This is a genomic window from Pseudomonas sp. NFX5 (assembly GCF_049132125.1).
Classification (GTDB): Bacteria; Pseudomonadota; Gammaproteobacteria; order Pseudomonadales; family Pseudomonadaceae; genus Aquipseudomonas; species Aquipseudomonas marginalis.
Genome location: NZ_JAFMZG010000008.1, coordinates 61,397 through 76,377, shown reverse-complemented (window position 1 = coordinate 76,377; position 14,981 = coordinate 61,397). Strand labels below are relative to the sequence as shown.

At 59.3% G+C, this 14,981-nt stretch carries 19 protein-coding genes and 4 tRNA genes; 14 read left to right on the top strand and 9 right to left on the bottom strand.

All coding sequences use genetic code 11. The features are described from left to right. The first annotated feature begins 9 nt into the window (after positions 1–9). The 4 genes from J1N02_RS03660 to J1N02_RS03645 all read left to right on the top strand — a co-directional run bounded on the left by J1N02_RS03660 (position 10) and on the right by J1N02_RS03645 (position 1,270). Positions 10–774 carry an SDR family oxidoreductase gene (locus tag J1N02_RS03660; protein WP_421147167.1) on the top strand — a complete coding sequence of 255 codons (765 nt, stop codon included), beginning with the start codon at positions 10–12 and terminating at the stop codon, positions 772–774. Between the two features lie 107 nt (positions 775–881). Then, positions 882–957 (top strand) — tRNA-Val (locus J1N02_RS03655). A gap of 55 nt (positions 958–1,012) precedes the next feature. Then, positions 1,013–1,089, top strand: a tRNA-Asp gene (locus J1N02_RS03650). Positions 1,090–1,193: 104 nt separating this feature from the next. Then, a tRNA-Asp gene (locus tag J1N02_RS03645) sits at positions 1,194–1,270 on the top strand. Between the two features lie 157 nt (positions 1,271–1,427). On the opposite strand, the gene J1N02_RS03640 is transcribed toward J1N02_RS03645, so the two are convergent. Then, the gene (locus J1N02_RS03640; RefSeq protein ID WP_027604082.1) at positions 1,428–2,711 is read right to left on the bottom strand and encodes an NAD(P)/FAD-dependent oxidoreductase; all 1,284 of its coding nucleotides are present in this window, start codon (positions 2,709–2,711) and stop codon (positions 1,428–1,430) included. 184 nt (positions 2,712–2,895) lie between these two features. Between J1N02_RS03640 and J1N02_RS03635 the strand changes: the two genes are divergently transcribed. Beyond that, positions 2,896–2,972 (top strand) — tRNA-Val (locus J1N02_RS03635). 163 nt (positions 2,973–3,135) lie between these two features. Further along, entirely contained in the window at positions 3,136–3,576 is a 441-nt protein-coding gene (locus J1N02_RS03630) for a hypothetical protein (protein WP_065948011.1), read from the top strand. A 30-nt stretch (positions 3,577–3,606) separates the two neighbouring features. On the opposite strand, the gene J1N02_RS03625 is transcribed toward J1N02_RS03630, so the two are convergent. Next, complete coding sequence (locus J1N02_RS03625; RefSeq protein WP_421147156.1) at positions 3,607–5,025, bottom strand: DHA2 family efflux MFS transporter permease subunit; 1,419 nt, start codon at positions 5,023–5,025, stop codon at positions 3,607–3,609. A 184-nt stretch (positions 5,026–5,209) separates the two neighbouring features. Between J1N02_RS03625 and J1N02_RS03620 the strand changes: the two genes are divergently transcribed. Next, positions 5,210–5,836 carry a flagellar biosynthesis protein gene (locus J1N02_RS03620; protein ID WP_421147155.1) on the top strand — a complete coding sequence of 209 codons (627 nt, stop codon included), beginning with the start codon at positions 5,210–5,212 and terminating at the stop codon, positions 5,834–5,836. Between the two features lie 117 nt (positions 5,837–5,953). Further along, complete coding sequence (locus tag J1N02_RS03615; protein ID WP_027604086.1) at positions 5,954–6,367, top strand: GNAT family N-acetyltransferase; 414 nt, start codon at positions 5,954–5,956, stop codon at positions 6,365–6,367. Between the two features lie 30 nt (positions 6,368–6,397). Here J1N02_RS03615 and J1N02_RS03610 read toward each other — a convergent pair whose 3' ends face one another. Continuing rightward, positions 6,398–6,943, bottom strand: coding sequence for a DUF4410 domain-containing protein (locus J1N02_RS03610; protein WP_027604087.1), 546 nt, complete (start codon positions 6,941–6,943; stop codon positions 6,398–6,400). A 316-nt stretch (positions 6,944–7,259) separates the two neighbouring features. On the opposite strand from J1N02_RS03610, the gene J1N02_RS03605 reads away from it, so the two are divergent. The 5 genes from J1N02_RS03605 to J1N02_RS03585 all read left to right on the top strand — a co-directional run bounded on the left by J1N02_RS03605 (position 7,260) and on the right by J1N02_RS03585 (position 10,856). Continuing rightward, positions 7,260–7,976, top strand: a complete 717-nt coding sequence (locus J1N02_RS03605; RefSeq protein ID WP_027604088.1) for a DUF969 domain-containing protein — start codon at positions 7,260–7,262, stop codon at positions 7,974–7,976. Continuing rightward, the gene (locus J1N02_RS03600; protein WP_421147154.1) at positions 7,973–8,923 is read left to right on the top strand and encodes a DUF979 domain-containing protein; all 951 of its coding nucleotides are present in this window, start codon (positions 7,973–7,975) and stop codon (positions 8,921–8,923) included. The genes J1N02_RS03605 and J1N02_RS03600 overlap by 4 nt, the downstream gene beginning before the upstream one ends. 7 nt (positions 8,924–8,930) lie before the next feature. After that, positions 8,931–9,536, top strand: a complete 606-nt coding sequence (pcp, locus tag J1N02_RS03595; RefSeq protein WP_027604090.1) for a pyroglutamyl-peptidase I — start codon at positions 8,931–8,933, stop codon at positions 9,534–9,536. Positions 9,537–9,599: 63 nt separating this feature from the next. Continuing rightward, on the top strand, positions 9,600–10,046 hold the full coding sequence (locus J1N02_RS03590; protein ID WP_421147153.1) for an anti-virulence regulator CigR family protein: 447 nt from the start codon (positions 9,600–9,602) through the stop codon (positions 10,044–10,046). A gap of 132 nt (positions 10,047–10,178) precedes the next feature. Further along, positions 10,179–10,856, top strand: a complete 678-nt coding sequence (locus J1N02_RS03585; protein WP_027604092.1) for an HAD-IA family hydrolase — start codon at positions 10,179–10,181, stop codon at positions 10,854–10,856. A 19-nt stretch (positions 10,857–10,875) separates the two neighbouring features. On the opposite strand, the gene J1N02_RS03580 is transcribed toward J1N02_RS03585, so the two are convergent. The 3 genes from J1N02_RS03580 to csrA form a co-directional block, all read right to left on the bottom strand. Then, a complete protein-coding gene (locus J1N02_RS03580; RefSeq protein ID WP_027604093.1) occupies positions 10,876–11,172 on the bottom strand; it encodes a hypothetical protein in 297 nt (98 codons plus the stop codon). A gap of 101 nt (positions 11,173–11,273) precedes the next feature. Beyond that, entirely contained in the window at positions 11,274–11,519 is a 246-nt protein-coding gene (locus tag J1N02_RS03575; protein ID WP_027604094.1) for a hypothetical protein, read from the bottom strand. Positions 11,520–11,731: 212 nt separating this feature from the next. Next, positions 11,732–11,926 (bottom strand): carbon storage regulator CsrA, encoded by a 195-nt coding sequence (csrA, locus tag J1N02_RS03570; protein ID WP_027604095.1) that lies wholly within the window; start codon positions 11,924–11,926, stop codon positions 11,732–11,734. Between the two features lie 263 nt (positions 11,927–12,189). Between csrA and J1N02_RS03565 the strand changes: the two genes are divergently transcribed. Beyond that, complete coding sequence (locus J1N02_RS03565) at positions 12,190–12,555, top strand: hypothetical protein (protein WP_043293337.1); 366 nt, start codon at positions 12,190–12,192, stop codon at positions 12,553–12,555. A 30-nt stretch (positions 12,556–12,585) separates the two neighbouring features. On the opposite strand, the gene J1N02_RS03560 is transcribed toward J1N02_RS03565, so the two are convergent. The 3 genes from J1N02_RS03560 to J1N02_RS03550 form a co-directional block, all read right to left on the bottom strand. Further along, complete coding sequence (locus J1N02_RS03560; RefSeq protein ID WP_027604097.1) at positions 12,586–13,275, bottom strand: endonuclease; 690 nt, start codon at positions 13,273–13,275, stop codon at positions 12,586–12,588. Between the two features lie 4 nt (positions 13,276–13,279). Next, positions 13,280–13,531 (bottom strand): DUF1654 domain-containing protein, encoded by a 252-nt coding sequence (locus J1N02_RS03555; protein WP_027604098.1) that lies wholly within the window; start codon positions 13,529–13,531, stop codon positions 13,280–13,282. Positions 13,532–13,722: 191 nt separating this feature from the next. Then, positions 13,723–14,811 (bottom strand): asparaginase, encoded by a 1,089-nt coding sequence (locus J1N02_RS03550; RefSeq protein ID WP_010209102.1) that lies wholly within the window; start codon positions 14,809–14,811, stop codon positions 13,723–13,725. Positions 14,812–14,981: the final 170 nt, after the last annotated feature.

Genomic DNA, 14,981 nt, shown 5'->3' with positions numbered 1-14,981 from the left:
GAGTGGTCCCTGGAGGCCGCGGCGGCCAGTAATGGGCGCGTCGCCCTGGTGACGGGCGCGGCGCGGGGTATTGGCCTCGGGATTGCGGCGTGGCTGATCAGCGAAGGCTGGCAGGTGGTCTTGACCGACCTCGACCGCGAGCGCGGTTCCAAGGTGTCCAAGGTGCTGGGCGAAAACGCCTGGTTTATCACCATGGACGTGGCTGACGAGAAACAGGTGGCCCAGGGGGGCGCCGAAGTCCTGGGGCAGTTCGGTCGCCTGGACGCGTTGGTCTGTAACGCTGCGGTGGCCGACCCGCACAATATCACCCTGGAGAGCCTCGACCTGGCCTACTGGAACCGCGTGCTGGCCGTTAACCTCAGTGGGCCGATGTTGCTGGCCAAGCATTGTGCGCCCTACCTGCGTGCCCACGGCGGGGCCATCGTCAACCTGGCGTCGACCCGGGCTCGTCAGTCGGAGCCGGATACCGAAGCCTACGCGGCGAGTAAAGGGGGGCTGTTGGCCCTTACTCACGCCTTGGCGATCAGTCTCGGGCCGGAAGTGCGGGTGAATGCGGTCAGCCCTGGCTGGATCGATGCCCGTGATCCAGCTGCGCGGCGTGCCGAGCCTTTGACCGATGCCGATCATGCCCAGCATCCGGCGGGCAGGGTGGGTACGGTAGAGGACGTGGCAGCGATGGTGGCGTGGTTGCTGTCGCGCCAGGCCGGGTTTGTCACCGGGCAAGAGTTTGTGGTGGACGGTGGCATGAGCAAGAAGATGATTTACAGCGAGTAGGGCAGGTCGCCGTCTTGAAGCTATTTTGTCTTTTTCAGAAAAACTTCAAGCAGGCTATTGACTTAGGTCCGCTACCTGCGTAAATTTCGCGGCCTCAACGAAGCAAAGGGTGATTAGCTCAGCTGGGAGAGCATCTGCCTTACAAGCAGAGGGTCGGCGGTTCGATCCCGTCATCACCCACCACTTCTTGAGAGTTTTGCCTTCGGGCAGGACGCAACGTTAAAGGTTGCACCGACGCGCAGCGGTAGTTCAGTCGGTTAGAATACCGGCCTGTCACGCCGGGGGTCGCGGGTTCGAGTCCCGTCCGCTGCGCCATATTTTCCAGGTTCGATTCATCGGGCTTGAGATTGAACAGCCAAGCTGATCGATCAGATGTTCAAAGACGGTTGAGGCGGTTTGCTCGGCCGGTCAAGCGATACGCAGCGGTAGTTCAGTCGGTTAGAATACCGGCCTGTCACGCCGGGGGTCGCGGGTTCGAGTCCCGTCCGCTGCGCCATATCTGCCTCAAGGCCCACTGAACGCCTTGAAGCACAAAGAAAGCCACTGGCTACTTTGATCCGATAGCAAAGACCCTGGTCGAAAGACCAGGGTTTTTTGTGTCCGCAATTTGGCAATTTTTTGCGGGAGCCGGCGAACCGGCTCCCATTGATTTGTCAGAAGCCCAGCTTATCCCGCAGCCCGTAGTACCAGGCCCCCAGTGCCGCAAACGGTGTGCGCAACAGTTGCCCGCCCGGGAATGGGTAGTGCGGCAGGTCGGCAAACGCATCAAAGCGCTCTGCCTGGCCTCTCAGCGCTTCCGCCAGCACCTTGCCCGCCAGGTGGGTGTACGTCACCCCATGGCCGCTGCAGCCCTGTGAGTAGTAGATGTTGTCGCCCAGGCGACCGACCTGCGGCAAGCGCGACAGGGTCAGCAGGAAGTTGCCGGTCCAGGCGTAGTCGATCTTCACATCCTTGAGTTGCGGGAAGGCCTTGAGCATCTTCGGGCGGATGATTGCTTCGATGTTCGCCGGGTCGCGCGCGCCATACACCACGCCGCCGCCGAAGATCAGGCGCTTGTCACTGGTGAGGCGATAGTAGTCGAGCAGGTAGTTGCAGTCCTCTACGCAGTAATCCTGCGGCAGGAGTGTCCTGGCCAGCTCATCCCCGAGTGGCGCCGTCGTGATCACCTGGGTGCCACAGGGCATCGACTTGGCCGCCAGCTCCGGCACCAGGTTGCCCAGGTAGGCATTGCCCGCGACGATGATGAACTTGGCCCTGACCTTGCCTTCTGCCGTATGGACCACCGGGTTGGCGCCACGCTCGATGCGCACCGCCGCCGATTGTTCGTAGATCGTCCCGCCCAGGGACTCCACGGCGGCGGCTTCACCGAGTGCCAGGTTGAGTGGGTGGATATGGCCGCCACTCATGTCCAGCAGCCCGCCGACATAGTTGTCACAGGCCACGACCTCGCGAATGCGACGCTCGTCCAGCAACTCCAGCTGTGTATGGCCGTAGCGCTCCCACAAGCGTTTCTGCGACTCCAGATGGTCCATGTGCTTGCTGTTGAGTGCCGCGAACACGCCGCCGTCCTTCAGGTCGCACTGGATCTGGTACTTGGCGACCCGCTCGCGAATGATCCTGCCGCCCTCGAACGCCATCTGCCCCAGCAACTGCGCCTGTTGCGGGCCGACGCTGCGCTCGATCACATCAATGTCACGGCTGTAGCTGTTGACGATCTGCCCGCCATTGCGGCCTGACGCGCCAAAACCCACCTTGGCGGCTTCCAGCACCGTTACGCGAAAACCGTTCTCCAGCAGGAACAGCGCGCTGGACAGGCCGGTATAGCCGGCACCGATCACGCACACATCGGTTTCGACGTCGCCTTGCAACATTGGGCGCGGCGGAACGGCATTGGCGGAAGCGGCGTAATACGACTGGGGGTAGGGGGTGTTCGCCATCCTGGAACCTCTGTTTTATATTTTTTACGAGTGCCCTGATCCTACCTGAGTTGAAAATTGCCTGCCAGCCACCCCAAAAAGTACGGTGCGCCGGCTGCAAATAAATAATTCGCATATTCATAGGGTTAGCTGCAAAAAAGATGTTGACACCCCTCCGGAATTCCGTAGAATGCCGCCTCACAGCAGGCACGTAGCTCAGTTGGTTAGAGCACCACCTTGACATGGTGGGGGTCGTTGGTTCGAGTCCAATCGCGCCTACCAAACAAAATCCGCTCTGCTGGGCGGTCTGGAAGGGCTCACCGAAAGGTGGGCCCTTTTTTGTTCGTGCGATTTATTACTACCCGAAAATCTTCCTACCCCCGCCTAAAGTAATCGACCCCCAGGCCGATAGAGATCGCAAATCTCTTACTCTCGGACACTTGGCATGCTTATCAACATCAGCACTACCGCCTCCGTAGCAAGCACCCCAAGCACTGTCAGCTCGACGGCTGCCGCGACCAAGGAAAGTACAAGCAGCGCAGGCGGCACGACCGTCAACATGCACGCTGATTCCAATGGTGCGGCAGGTGTAAGTGGCGGTGGCGGTGGCCAAGCCTCCTCGCTCTCGAAGGAGTCCGATACCGTCAAAGAATTGAAGAAGCAGATCGAGCAGTTGCAAAAGCAGCTTCAAGCGCAGCAGCAAGCCTTGCAGAAAGCTCAGTCCAGCAACCAGAGTGCAGAAGCCAAAGCGGCGGCAGTAGCGGCGGCGCAGATGCAGATCGCCGGCACTGCGGCAGCGTTGCAGACAGTGACTTCCGCACTGTTGCAGGCAGTCACCGATGAGGGCAACAGCACGTCGGGTTCGATGGTCAGTACCACCGCCTGATACTGGCAACAGTGTGTTGAGTCGCAGCCTTCACTGTCGATTCAACACACTTTCTCCCGCTCCCACCGTCAAGCGATATACATCCACCAGCGCCCACGCTCCCAGCAGCGCCACGCCGACGAACGCCACGCGAAAATCCCCGACCTGTGCCTGCATCTCATGCCCCTGCAGGGTCATGGATGCCCGTAGCAGCAGCGCCGCCACCGTTACGCCCATCCCCATGGCCAGCTGGAATGACATGCTGAACAGCGCCGAGGCCTCACTCATGCGCGGTTTGGGCACATCCGCGAAGCCGATCGAGTTGTAGCAGGTGAACTGCATCGAGCGGGATAACCCTCCCGCAAACAACACGGCCGCGATCAGCACAAATGGGGTCTGCACCGTGAAAAGCGCGCAAGCGGCTATCGACACCACGCCGATTATTCCGTTCACCAGCAAGACCCGGCGAAACCCATAGCGGCGCATGATGGCCGTGGTGAACGGCTTCATCGCCAGATTGCCAGCGAATACCGCCAGCACCAGCAAGCCTGCGTCCACCGGGGACAAGCCAAAGGCGACTTGAAACAGCAGCGGCAGCAGGAACGGCAGGGCGCTGATGGCCAGGCGAAACAGCGAGCCGCCATAGATGCTCACACGAAATGTATCGATGGACAGGGTCTCGAGCGGCAATAACGGGTCGCTGGCATGGCGGCAATGGTGCACGGCCCACACTGCCAGCGCGATGCCTGCCGCGACCAGCACGGCGCCTGGAATAAGGCGTTCACCGGTCTGGTTACCCAGCCATTCCAGCCCGCCCAGCAGGGCCACACAGGCGCCTGCCAGCAGTACAAACCCCTTGGCATCGAACTGGCGCACGCTGGCTTCACGGTCTTCCGGTACCAGCCACAGTGCGGCGGCCAATGCCAGCGCACCCAGCGGCAGATTCACGTAGAAGATCCATGGCCACGATGCATGCGTCACGATCAAGCCGCCGACCAGCGGCCCCAGAATCGGCGCGACCAGGCCGGGCCAGGTAATGATCGCGATCATGTTCACCAAGTCTTTCTTATCCGTATTACGCAGCACGGCCAGGCGCCCCACGGGCACCATCAATGCGCCGCCGATGCCCTGCAGGACGCGGGCGAACACGAACATCTCGATACTTTGGCTGAGCCCGCAGAGCAGCGAGGCGAGGGTGAACAGGATGATTGCGCCAGCGAATACCCGGCGCGCACCAAAGCGGTCGGCGACCCAGCTGGACAGCGGTATGAAGATCGCCACGGCGAGGATATAGGCGGTGATGCCGATGTTCATGTCGACCGGTGTCACGCCAAAGGCCGAGGCCATGGTTGGCAGCGCGGTGGCGATAACCGTGGCGTCGAGGTTCTCCATGAAGAAGGTTACGGCGACCACCAGGGCGATCAGGTGAGTTCGCGTGCTGAGGGCGGTGCCTCGAGTGGATGATGTCACCGTTGCTCCCCTGGGTGGATGATGGTCGCTCGGGTTAACGATACCGGCTCTGGCTTGAGCGCACACGTGACGATAGTTAGGTTTTCCCAAAGTGGTCGACAGATGTCTAAGTGCCATCATGAATGTACAATCGCTTTTGATCGATTTGCGATCAAGCCAATGACGGCGAGAGGGAGTGGTAGGTATGAGTGTTCGTTTAGCTGTGGGAATGGCGGCGTTGATGGTGCTGGCGGGATGCGCCACTAGTCGGTCCGAGATTGATGTCAATGTTGCGCCGTTGAGTAACGTGCAAGCCTCTGCCAGCAATGGCAAAAAAGTGCTGATCAGTACGGTGGACGAGCGCATCTTTCAAATCGACCCTCGTAGTCCGGATATTCCTTCGTTGAAGAATAACGAAGTTACGGACAGAGCCATCACTGAGCGCGCCATCGCCCGTAAGCGTAACGGGTATGGCATGGCGCTTGGCGATGTGCTGCTCCCGTCAGGCCGTACACTTTCTCAATTGATCAATGAATCGGTAGCCTCGGCCTATAAGCAGGCCGGTTATGACGTCGTAAGCGAGCCAGGCACTGCTGATGCGGCGACGGTGAAGGTTCATATCGTAGAGTTCTGGTCCTGGTTCACTCCCGGCTTTTTCTCCGTTGACGTCACTAGCAAGTCCCTTCTGCGCATTGAAACTCCAGGCGCAAAGGTAATGAATATAGTCACCCGTCAAAGCGAGAGCATGCAGGCCGTGACGGAGAGCGATTGGAAGAAAATTACCGAGGCAGGTCTGCTGGAGGTGTCACGGGAGACATTCAAGCAGCTTTGACGCTAACCGATCTGGCGTGAGTGAATACTTGGGGGCAACCAATGGGCTGCCCCTTTTTTATCAACCAATAGTGAGCGGTTTTTCAATCCAGCACAGAGCGCTGCAAGGGAGATTGCAATGGAAGTTTCTTACAACGTGTCTGAGCAGGATCGCCAGGCAATTCTCAAACCATTGAGGAGCTACAACCTGAGACATACCGGTGAAATGGCCTTCGAAACGATCGGAATCTTGCTGCGCGACCCCGTGACTCAAGAAGTGGTCGGCGGTCTCTACGGTAAAGTTTCCTATGGATGGATGTTCATAGAACTCTTGAGTATCCCGGATTCGATGCGCGCCCAAGGCATGGGCACCCGCTTGATGCTGGCTGCTGAAGAGGCGGCCCTGCTTAAGGGGTGCGTGGGTATGTGGCTGGACACGTTCAGCTTCCAGGCGCCTGGGTTTTATCGCAAGTTAGGCTTCAGTGAGTTTGGCCATATGGCCGATTACCCGCCAGGTCATCAGCGCTGCTTTTTCCAGAAGCGCCTTGGATGACATGTTGGGCGTCATCCAAGGCGGGGCGCCTTACTTGGCCTTGGCGCTCTTGATGTCACTGATCAACTGCTTGGCAATCGCCTGAACCTGCTTCTGCGTCATGGCTGAGGCGATCCCTTCCCAGGCCGACGAGGAGGTGTCATAGGTGCGCGAGCCGATCGGCGCGCCGGATTTCAGGTCGGAGAAGTCGGCGCGGGAGAACACCCAGGCGTTACCCACCAGCGCGCCGGCGACATAGCGTGAACCTGGCTCGATGTAGCGGAACTTGCTCACGCTGATGGCGATGCCGACACCGTCCTGGTCACTCTTGGTCACCGAGGGCGTTTCCGTGACATTGAAGCCGGCCTGGCGGGCTTCCACTTGGAGTGCATTATTCCAGTCGCGCTTGAGCAGGTTCCAGTCGGGGTTCTGTTCAAGCTGGCCTTCGCCTTTGATGCTGACCACCAGGTTTTGCTTGGCGGATTCCGGGATCGCCAGTTCACCGCTGCCGCCACTTTTTACCTTGGCGGCACAACCGCCCAGCATGGACAAGGCGACGGCGCAGGAGAGGGCGATCAGGATTTTTTGGGTTTTCATTGAATGTCCATATCCACAACAGTGATGAGGGCGCCTTGTAAATAGGCGGTGCCAAGATGCGCGAATCCCTTGCAGCCTGTCTACAACTTGTTACCTGCACCCCCCTCAATTACCCACAAAATTTATTGGTTTGCAGCAACAATTTTTCTTGTTGGACACCTCCCGCTCCCAGGCAGCACAGTTGCCGCCACTGACGCTCGCCCTGACGGGCCAACAATAAAAAACCGAGCCGACTGCACGCCACTTCCTGCTGTGAACCCTTTGTTCACATCCTGCTGTAATGGCGCCGCAGCGCGCACTTAAGGACCTCTCCGCCATGCAAACTGTTGTGAACTTATGGCCGTTGATCGGCGTACTTGTGATCGTGGTTGGCTTTGTTTTGCGTTTCAACCCGCTGTTGGTGGTCACCGCCGCAGCTATCGCCACCGGGCTCGCTGCCCACTTCCCGCTGGAGAAAATCCTCGCCACTATGGGGGATGGTTTCCTACAGACTCGCGCCCTGCAATTGATCCTGTTGTTGCCCCTCGCCGTCATCGGTCTGCTGGAGCGCCACGGCTTGCGCCTGCACGCGCAGAACTGGATTGCGCGGTTTGAGCGCGCCACGGTCGGACGCCTGCTGATCATCTATCTGTTTGTGCGCGAATCCACCGCAGCCATGGGCTTGACCAGCCTCGGCGGGCACCCGCAGATGGTGCGCCCACTGCTGGCACCGATGGCCGAAGGCGCGGCGGAAAAGCGCTACGGCAAACTGCCGGACAAACTGCGTCACAAGGTGTTGGCCATGTGTGCGGCCACCGATAACGTCGGCCTGTTTTTTGGTGAGGACATCTTCGTCGCCTTTGGTGCGATTGCCTTGATGCATACCTTCCTGCTCGGTTCGGGGATTGATGTGGAGCCGCTGCACATTGCGGTGTGGGGCATTCCTACGGCGATTTGCGCCTTTATCATTCACGCGCTCCGACTTCATCGGTTTGACCGAAGACTGACCCGCGAGATGACGACCGCCGCGAACCCTGTGGAGGCCGCGCAATGATCATCTCTATCCAATACCTGTACTGGCTCGCCGGGATCCTGCTGCTGATCACCGCCGGCATGATCCTGTTGGATCGAAGCCATCCCAAGCGCTGGTCCAGCGCACTGTTCTGGCTGCTGTTTGCCATCCCGTTCCTGGTGGGGGAGTTCCTGCCCTCGGTGGTGGTCGGTGCGGGAGTGGTGGTGATGGCGCTGATCGCCGGCCTGGGCGGCGTCGGCCGTGGCACCCATGCTGAGTTGCATGACAAGGCTTCGCGCGCCAGTGCCGGCCGCCTCGGGCACAAGCTGTTTATCCCGGCGCTGGCGATCCCCCTGACCACCGTGATCGGTTCGGTCTTGCTCAAGCACACCGAGATTGGCGGGGTACCGCTGCTGGATCCGAAAAACACCACCTTCGTGTCCCTCGGCATCGGCTGCCTGATCGCCCTCGGCCTGGCGTGCTGGCTGACCCGTGATACCCCGGTGCAAGCCTTGCGCGAATCCCGGCGACTCACCGAGGCCCTGGGCTGGGCCATGGTGCTGCCGCAGATGCTGGCGATGCTTGGTCTGCTGTTCAATGAAGCCGGTGTCGGCACGGCTGTCGCCCATGTCACCACCACCTACATCAACCTGGATTTCAAGTTGGTGGCGGTCATGGTGTACGTGTTGGGCATGGCGCTGTTTACGGTGATCATGGGCAATGGCTTCGCGGCGTTCCCGGTGATGACCGGGGGCGTCGGCGTGCCGGTGCTGGTGGGTATCTACGGCGGTAACCCGGCGGTGATGGCCGCCATCGGTATGTTCTCCGGCTACTGCGGTACGCTGATGACGCCGATGGCGGCCAACTTCAATATCGTGCCGGCGGCGTTGCTGGAGTTGCCGGACAAGAACGCGGTGATCAAGGCGCAACTGCCGACCGCGTTGATGATGCTGGTGGTCAATATTGTCCTGCTTTATGTGTTGATGTGAGGCGACGATGCGAACTGTATTGCTGACGGGGTTCGAGCCCTTTGATCAAGACCTGGTGAATCCTTCCTGGGAAGCGGTGCGCCAGTTGGATGGCGTGCAACTCGACGATGATGTGCGGATTGTTGCGCGCCGATTGCCCTGTGCGTTTGCCACGGCGGGTGAGTGCCTGCTCCAACTGATCAGTGAACTGCGTCCGGCGATGGTCATCGCCACTGGGTTGGCCCCCGGGCGCAGCGAAATATCCATCGAGCGGGTGGCGATCAACGTCAACGATGCACGCATCCCCGATAATCTGGGGGAGCAACCCATCGACACGGCGGTGGTGGTCGGCGGCCCGGCGGCGTACTTTTCGACGCTGCCGATCAAGGCCATGGCCAGGGCGGTGCGCGAAGCAGGGATTGCGGTGTCGGTATCGCAGACGGCGGGTACATTCGTGTGCAACCAGGTGTTCTACCGCTTGCAGCACGAACTCGCGGGCACCGGTGTACGCAGTGGTTTTATCCACGTGTCGAGGGATCTTGGCGCGGGCCTTGTCGATGGGCTGCGCATCGCGGTGTCGGCGGCGTGGAATACCCCGGTGGATGTGCTGGAAGTGGGTGGTCAGGTGAGTTGACGTCCCCCGGGGTGCGATAACCTCGACTACAGTTCAGCTACATTCCTGTGTTGGATTATCGCCATGATCAAGTGCCCGAAATTCGTATCTGTTGCGCTTTCGCTTGTGTTGTTTGCCGCTGGCGGTATGGCCCTGGCTGACCCAGGCAATGGCAAGGGGCAAGGCAACGATAAAGGCAATGGTCACGGCGGGCAGGGGCATGACAAGCCCAAGGGCAAAGGTGCAGCAGGCAGTCATGACCCCAGTGTAGACCGTGGCAGCGTGCTGAATGTGTTGGGCGGTTATCGCGACTACTGGAGCCCTGGGCCCGCCTTGCCGCCAGGCATCCAGAAGAACCTGGCCCGCGGCAAGCCGCTGCCGCCGGGCATTGCCAAGAAGCTGGACGGGCGTTTGTTGGGCCGCTTGCCCCATTACGAGGGATACGAGTGGCAGCAGGCGGGCACCGACTTGATACTGGTGGCCATCGCGACGGGCATCATCTACGAAGTCCTCAATGGCGCCCTCGATTGAGCTGGCGGTGTCGACCGCATGGCGCTCGACCTGCCGTGTTATTGCCGGCGTCGTTGGCGTTTACAAGCCGCCGGGTGATCCGTAGATTGCATTGCGTCGATTATTCGTTTCAGCTCACGAGGAAACCCCGCAGTGTCCATCCGAGGTTCAGCCGTATTTGCCCGCCCTTACCGCGCCTTTCTGTTCGATATGGATGGGACTCTGCTCAATTCGATTGCCGCCGCCGAGCGGGTATGGAGTATCTGGGCTGAACGCCATGGGCTGGAGGTGGCGACGTTCCTGGCCACCATCCATGGCGCCCGGGCGATCGACACCATCACGCGCCAGGCCTTGCCCGGCGTCGACCCGGAGGTTGAAGCGCAGTGGATTACCGAGGCTGAAATCAATGATGTGCAAGGTGTCGTTGCGATTGCCGGGGCCGTCGAGTTTCTGAACCGCTTGCCCGGCGATCAGTGGGCGCTGGTCACCTCTGCACCCAGGGAACTCGCGTTGCGTCGACTGCAAGCGGCGGGTATTACGCCGCCAGCGGTGCTGGTCACGGCTGAAGACGTGGCTATCGGCAAGCCGAACCCTGCGTGTTATGTGCTCGGTGCGCAGCGCCTGGGGGTGTCGACGCAGGATTGCCTGGTGTTTGAGGATGCGGCGGTGGGCATCCGTGCAGGGGAGGCGGCTGGAGCGGATGTGATGGTCGTGACCTCGACGCACCTCAAGCCCATGGCGACGGAGCATCCTTCGATCGATGGGTATGAACAGCTGCAGGTGCAACGCAGCGCTGATGGCTTGCTGTACTTGGCGCGCGCGACGGGCTGACGCAGCAAGGCCGAGCCGGCTACCGGACTCGGCCTGTTTCGCGGGTGGCTGGATCAGGCGACGCCTGCATTCGATCACTGCGCATGCCTTGGCGTGACAGCACCATCTCCCTGAGAATCTCGTTGGCGAGCCGGGCAATCGCTTCGGCACCGCGATAATGCGCGCGCACGATTCCGGTGATTGCAAAGTGATCGGTTTCCGGACCGCTGAGCACGGCCGAGAGGGTGCCGTCGGCGTGCAGCGTACAGGTGACCGTGTAGCTGGGCAGGCGGGCTGCCAATTCAGATTCGATTTGGGTTTTAGTGAGCGTGTCCATCTGTACCGGCACCTTCTACTGACTGTGCAAACACACCCAAGGATAGGTCCTGCTGCGAGGCTGTAAATACCAGCGATCTGAAAGCGAATCGGGGGTGGGCGTCAGCGTACGGTTTTGCGCACGATGCGTTGGCACAACTTGCGCTGCACGGCCATCTGGATGGGCTTGAGGCAGAACATGAACAGGTAGCCACACAGCAGGAGTACCAGGTCCAGCCGCGAACGGGGCGCTTCGGCGCCCTCTATTTCAAGCTTCAGTCCATATTCCAAGCCGACAAAGACCAGCCCCGTCAGCAGGGCGATCATCCAGGATCTGGAGAAAAATGGCTGGGCATTGCCTGGCAGCATCGACGTGCTCCTAAGTGCACACGGATGGCGGGGTATCAGTCAGAGGATTCGGTTGCAAAGGGTGTAATAAGTTCCAGGCGTGAAGATAGTTTCATCTTGATGCATGGATGGGCATGCGGCAAAAAGCGCTTCGCGCGACACAGACAAAAGCAGACCGATGAGGTTTTCGCCAGCCGTTACAGTGAACGAAAGGGCTGGCTACTGAGGGCGCTTCAAGGCGTCTGGTTTTTGTCCGGAGCGGACAGGCCGGCCTGGATGCGCTGGTAAATCTCCTCGCGATGCACGGCAACATCCTTGGGTGCGTTGATGCCGATTCGTACTTGCTGGCCGCTGACGCCCAGGATGGTGATCGTAATGTCATCACCGATGTTTATGCTTTCACCGACTTTGCGGGTGAGTATAAGCATGGACTTCTCCTTGATTACTTTTAAGGACACATGTTTCAGACAGGGCAGGTGTCGTATGTGTGTAGCTTACTGCTAAGCGCGTCCCTGTGACTGCCTCTTTTAGGACGCATAGAGGCGACATTAATTCCCATGGCGGCATCATACAGGTCTGGGATACATCATTCGCATTGTTTAAGCCAATGTTTATGACGGCCAGAATAGACAGTGAATGATAAAGTCGCCTCTTTATCCGTTGAAGGAGCAGGGCAGTGCGTAAAGTAGCGATGGCAATTGCGGTGTTGGCATTGGCCGGTTGCGGTGAAGGCAAAAGCGTCGATGCCGCCAAGGCCAAGCCTGCCGTAACCGAAAGCCAGCCACAAACCGGCGCGATTGCTGCCCAGGAATGGGACCTGCGAGTAGGCCCGCCGGACCATAAGCTGCAGGCAATCACCGACCTGACCGCCTGGTTGCTCGAACACGGGTTCAGTTTTTACATCGTGAAGGTCGACGGCAAGGACGAAGTGCTGCTGGGGCCATTTGCAACCAGGGCCGAGGCCGAAGCCAAGCAGACGCTGCTCAACGAGAAGATGGCGCGGGCCAAGAAAACCGACACGGTGTCCGAGATCATCGAGCACAAGACCGCGCAGTAACCGCTGATTGGGCGGCAGTGCCGCCCCTGTTCAACCGCAGGCTTTCAGGTTAACCGGGCCGACAAACTCATTGCCGCGCCCCATCACGCACGCCACCGTCTGGTTCCGCTGGCGCTCCCAGGCTTGTACCGGATAGGTCTTGTTCCAGGCTTCGTACAACTGGCGATCCTGTTTCGACAGGCGCAAGCCGTACTGCTTGCTCATGTAGAAATACGTGCGTGCGATCATCCCGCGAATGGACGGGCGCGGCATGACCTTCTTGGCCTTGAAATCCACCTGGGTCAGGCACGAACCGTATTGCCCGCTTTGCACCGGCAGCCAGCCAAAACTGAAGTTACTTCGATCTCCATTGACCTCGCCGATGCTCGGCACCAGGTTGTGCAGATCCGCTTCGGCACGCTTGAATACGTCGTCATGGCGGGTGCAGTTCTTGCGTCCACCGTCTTGCCAGCACTGGCGCTGATGGCCGATCTGCCAGGCTGGAACAATGTGCTCCCACTCGATGCGCGCGGCACGGTTGGCGTTTTTGCGTGGGATGTAGCCGCAGGCTTTCAGGTCAACGCGGTTGCCGGTGTATTTGCAGCCGCAATAGAACTCGGTGGATTGTGGCGCGTACAACTTCCAGGCAACCTTTTTGGCTTCGCTGAAGGTTCGGGGCGCCTGGGCATGGGCAGTGACAGCAAAAAGCAGGCAGCACACAGCAATAAAACGGGCACTCATTGAATCAATCTTCCTTCGGCACAACCCAGAAAATCTGCACGCCGCCGTCATCCCGATAGGCGAGGGTGACGTTGTCGTTCTCCGCGATTTCCTCCAGCAAGCGCTGCCACTCGTCTTCTGGCTCGTCCGGCAAGCGGAAGATCAAGGCTGCCTTGGCTTTTTGAGCGTTGGTGGAGTTGATGATCTTTTGCACACGAATGGCCAGGCGTTCGTAGGCATCAGGTGGGGTTAGGGCTACGGAAGAGGACTTTGCCACGGAGTGTTCCTTAATAAGCTGTACGTGCATACAGTATTTAACTGTAGGCAATTTCGCAACTGCTTAAAATTCAATAAGTTCGTCTGACGGCGGTTTAGGCGAGTTGGTGTAAGGCGGGGAGGTGTTGGTTGCGGGATTTACACATGAAGTAGAGGCGGGTAAACCCGCCTCTACAGAGATGCCAGCAGGAATCAATATTCCCAGAACATCCGTTGCAGTTCTTTGCTGTCCTGGGTCTTGGTCAGGGCGACCATCGCCAGAATCCGCGCTTTCTGCGGGTTCAGGTCGAGGGCGGCGACCCAGTCGTACTTGTCGTCCGGCTGTTCGGCATTACGCAGCACCATGCCCCCGGCATTCACGTGGGAAGAACGGATGATCTGCACACCTTGCTTGCGCAATTCCACCAGCGCAGGAACCACTTTGGACGACACCGAACCATTGCCGGTGCCGGCGTGGATGATGGCTTTGGCGCCAGCCTGGGCCAGTGCCTTGTAGGCGGTGTCGCTCACGTTACCGTAGCCGTAGGCGATTTCAACATCGGGCAGGCTCTTGATGTTCTTGATGTCGAATTCCGAGTCCATGGTGTGACGCTTGGCCGGCAGGCGGAACCAGTAGGACTTGCCTTCAACGACCATGCCCAGCGGGCCCCATGGGCTCTTGAAGGCTTCGGTCTTGATATTGATCATCTTGCTGACGTCGCGACCCGATTGGATCTCGTCGTTCATGGTCACCAGTACGCCTTTTCCGCGTGCATCCTTGCTGCCGGCCACGGCGACGGCGTTGTACAGGTTGAGCATGCCGTCGGCCGACATGGCGGTGCCTGGGCGCATGGAGCCGACCACCACGATAGGCTTGTCGGTTTTTTCCACCAGGTTCAGGAAGTAGGCGGTCTCTTCCAGGGTGTCGGTACCGTGGGTGATCACGATGCCGTCCACGTCCTTGCTGTCGGCCAGTTCGGCGACGCGGCGACCCAGTTGCAGCAGGTTCTCGTTGTTGATGCTTTCGGACGCAATTTGCATCACTTGCTCGCCACGCACATTGGCGATCTGGCTAAGCTCAGGAACTCCGGCGATCAATTGCTCGATACCGACTTTGGCAGCCTGGTACGTCGCACTGTTGGCGGCGCTGGCGCCCGCGCCGGCAATGGTGCCGCCGGTGGCGAGGATCACCACGTTGGACAGTTTGGTCTTGGATTCAACCTCCTTTGCCTGGGCGGCAACGGGGAACAGCAGCAGAAGGGCCAACGCCCCCGGAACAAAGTTCTTCAATGCAGATTTCATTATTTTTCTCTCTGGTTTTTGATGAGTGCTGTAGCAGGTTCATCTAGAACACCTGGGCATTGCTGAATGCCTCCAGGCGCTGTGTAGGAGCAGGATCTGTACCATGCCGAATATGTTCGAGCATATAAATTAAATTGTTGATATATATAAATTTTTACTGATTGAGCGAT

What these genes read in the sequence shown, in the direction of transcription:
- J1N02_RS03580 (WP_027604093.1), bottom strand. Translation starts at nt 11,172, where the DNA reads ATGGACACGCTCACTAAAACCCAAATCGAATCTGAATTGGCAGCCCGC.
- pcp (WP_027604090.1), top strand. Translation starts at nt 8,931, where the DNA reads ATGCGAACTGTATTGCTGACGGGGTTCGAGCCCTTTGATCAAGACCTG.
- J1N02_RS03600 (WP_421147154.1), top strand. Translation starts at nt 7,973, where the DNA reads ATGATCATCTCTATCCAATACCTGTACTGGCTCGCCGGGATCCTGCTG.
- J1N02_RS03620 (WP_421147155.1), top strand. Translation starts at nt 5,210, where the DNA reads ATGAGTGTTCGTTTAGCTGTGGGAATGGCGGCGTTGATGGTGCTGGCG.
- J1N02_RS03575 (WP_027604094.1), bottom strand. Translation starts at nt 11,519, where the DNA reads ATGCTGCCAGGCAATGCCCAGCCATTTTTCTCCAGATCCTGGATGATC.
- J1N02_RS03565 (WP_043293337.1), top strand. Translation starts at nt 12,190, where the DNA reads ATGGCAATTGCGGTGTTGGCATTGGCCGGTTGCGGTGAAGGCAAAAGC.
- J1N02_RS03550 (WP_010209102.1), bottom strand. Translation starts at nt 14,811, where the DNA reads ATGAAATCTGCATTGAAGAACTTTGTTCCGGGGGCGTTGGCCCTTCTG.
- J1N02_RS03590 (WP_421147153.1), top strand. Translation starts at nt 9,600, where the DNA reads ATGATCAAGTGCCCGAAATTCGTATCTGTTGCGCTTTCGCTTGTGTTG.
- J1N02_RS03630 (WP_065948011.1), top strand. Translation starts at nt 3,136, where the DNA reads ATGCTTATCAACATCAGCACTACCGCCTCCGTAGCAAGCACCCCAAGC.
- J1N02_RS03610 (WP_027604087.1), bottom strand. Translation starts at nt 6,943, where the DNA reads ATGAAAACCCAAAAAATCCTGATCGCCCTCTCCTGCGCCGTCGCCTTG.
- J1N02_RS03605 (WP_027604088.1), top strand. Translation starts at nt 7,260, where the DNA reads ATGCAAACTGTTGTGAACTTATGGCCGTTGATCGGCGTACTTGTGATC.
- J1N02_RS03615 (WP_027604086.1), top strand. Translation starts at nt 5,954, where the DNA reads ATGGAAGTTTCTTACAACGTGTCTGAGCAGGATCGCCAGGCAATTCTC.
- csrA (WP_027604095.1), bottom strand. Translation starts at nt 11,926, where the DNA reads ATGCTTATACTCACCCGCAAAGTCGGTGAAAGCATAAACATCGGTGAT.
- J1N02_RS03640 (WP_027604082.1), bottom strand. Translation starts at nt 2,711, where the DNA reads ATGGCGAACACCCCCTACCCCCAGTCGTATTACGCCGCTTCCGCCAAT.
- J1N02_RS03560 (WP_027604097.1), bottom strand. Translation starts at nt 13,275, where the DNA reads ATGAGTGCCCGTTTTATTGCTGTGTGCTGCCTGCTTTTTGCTGTCACT.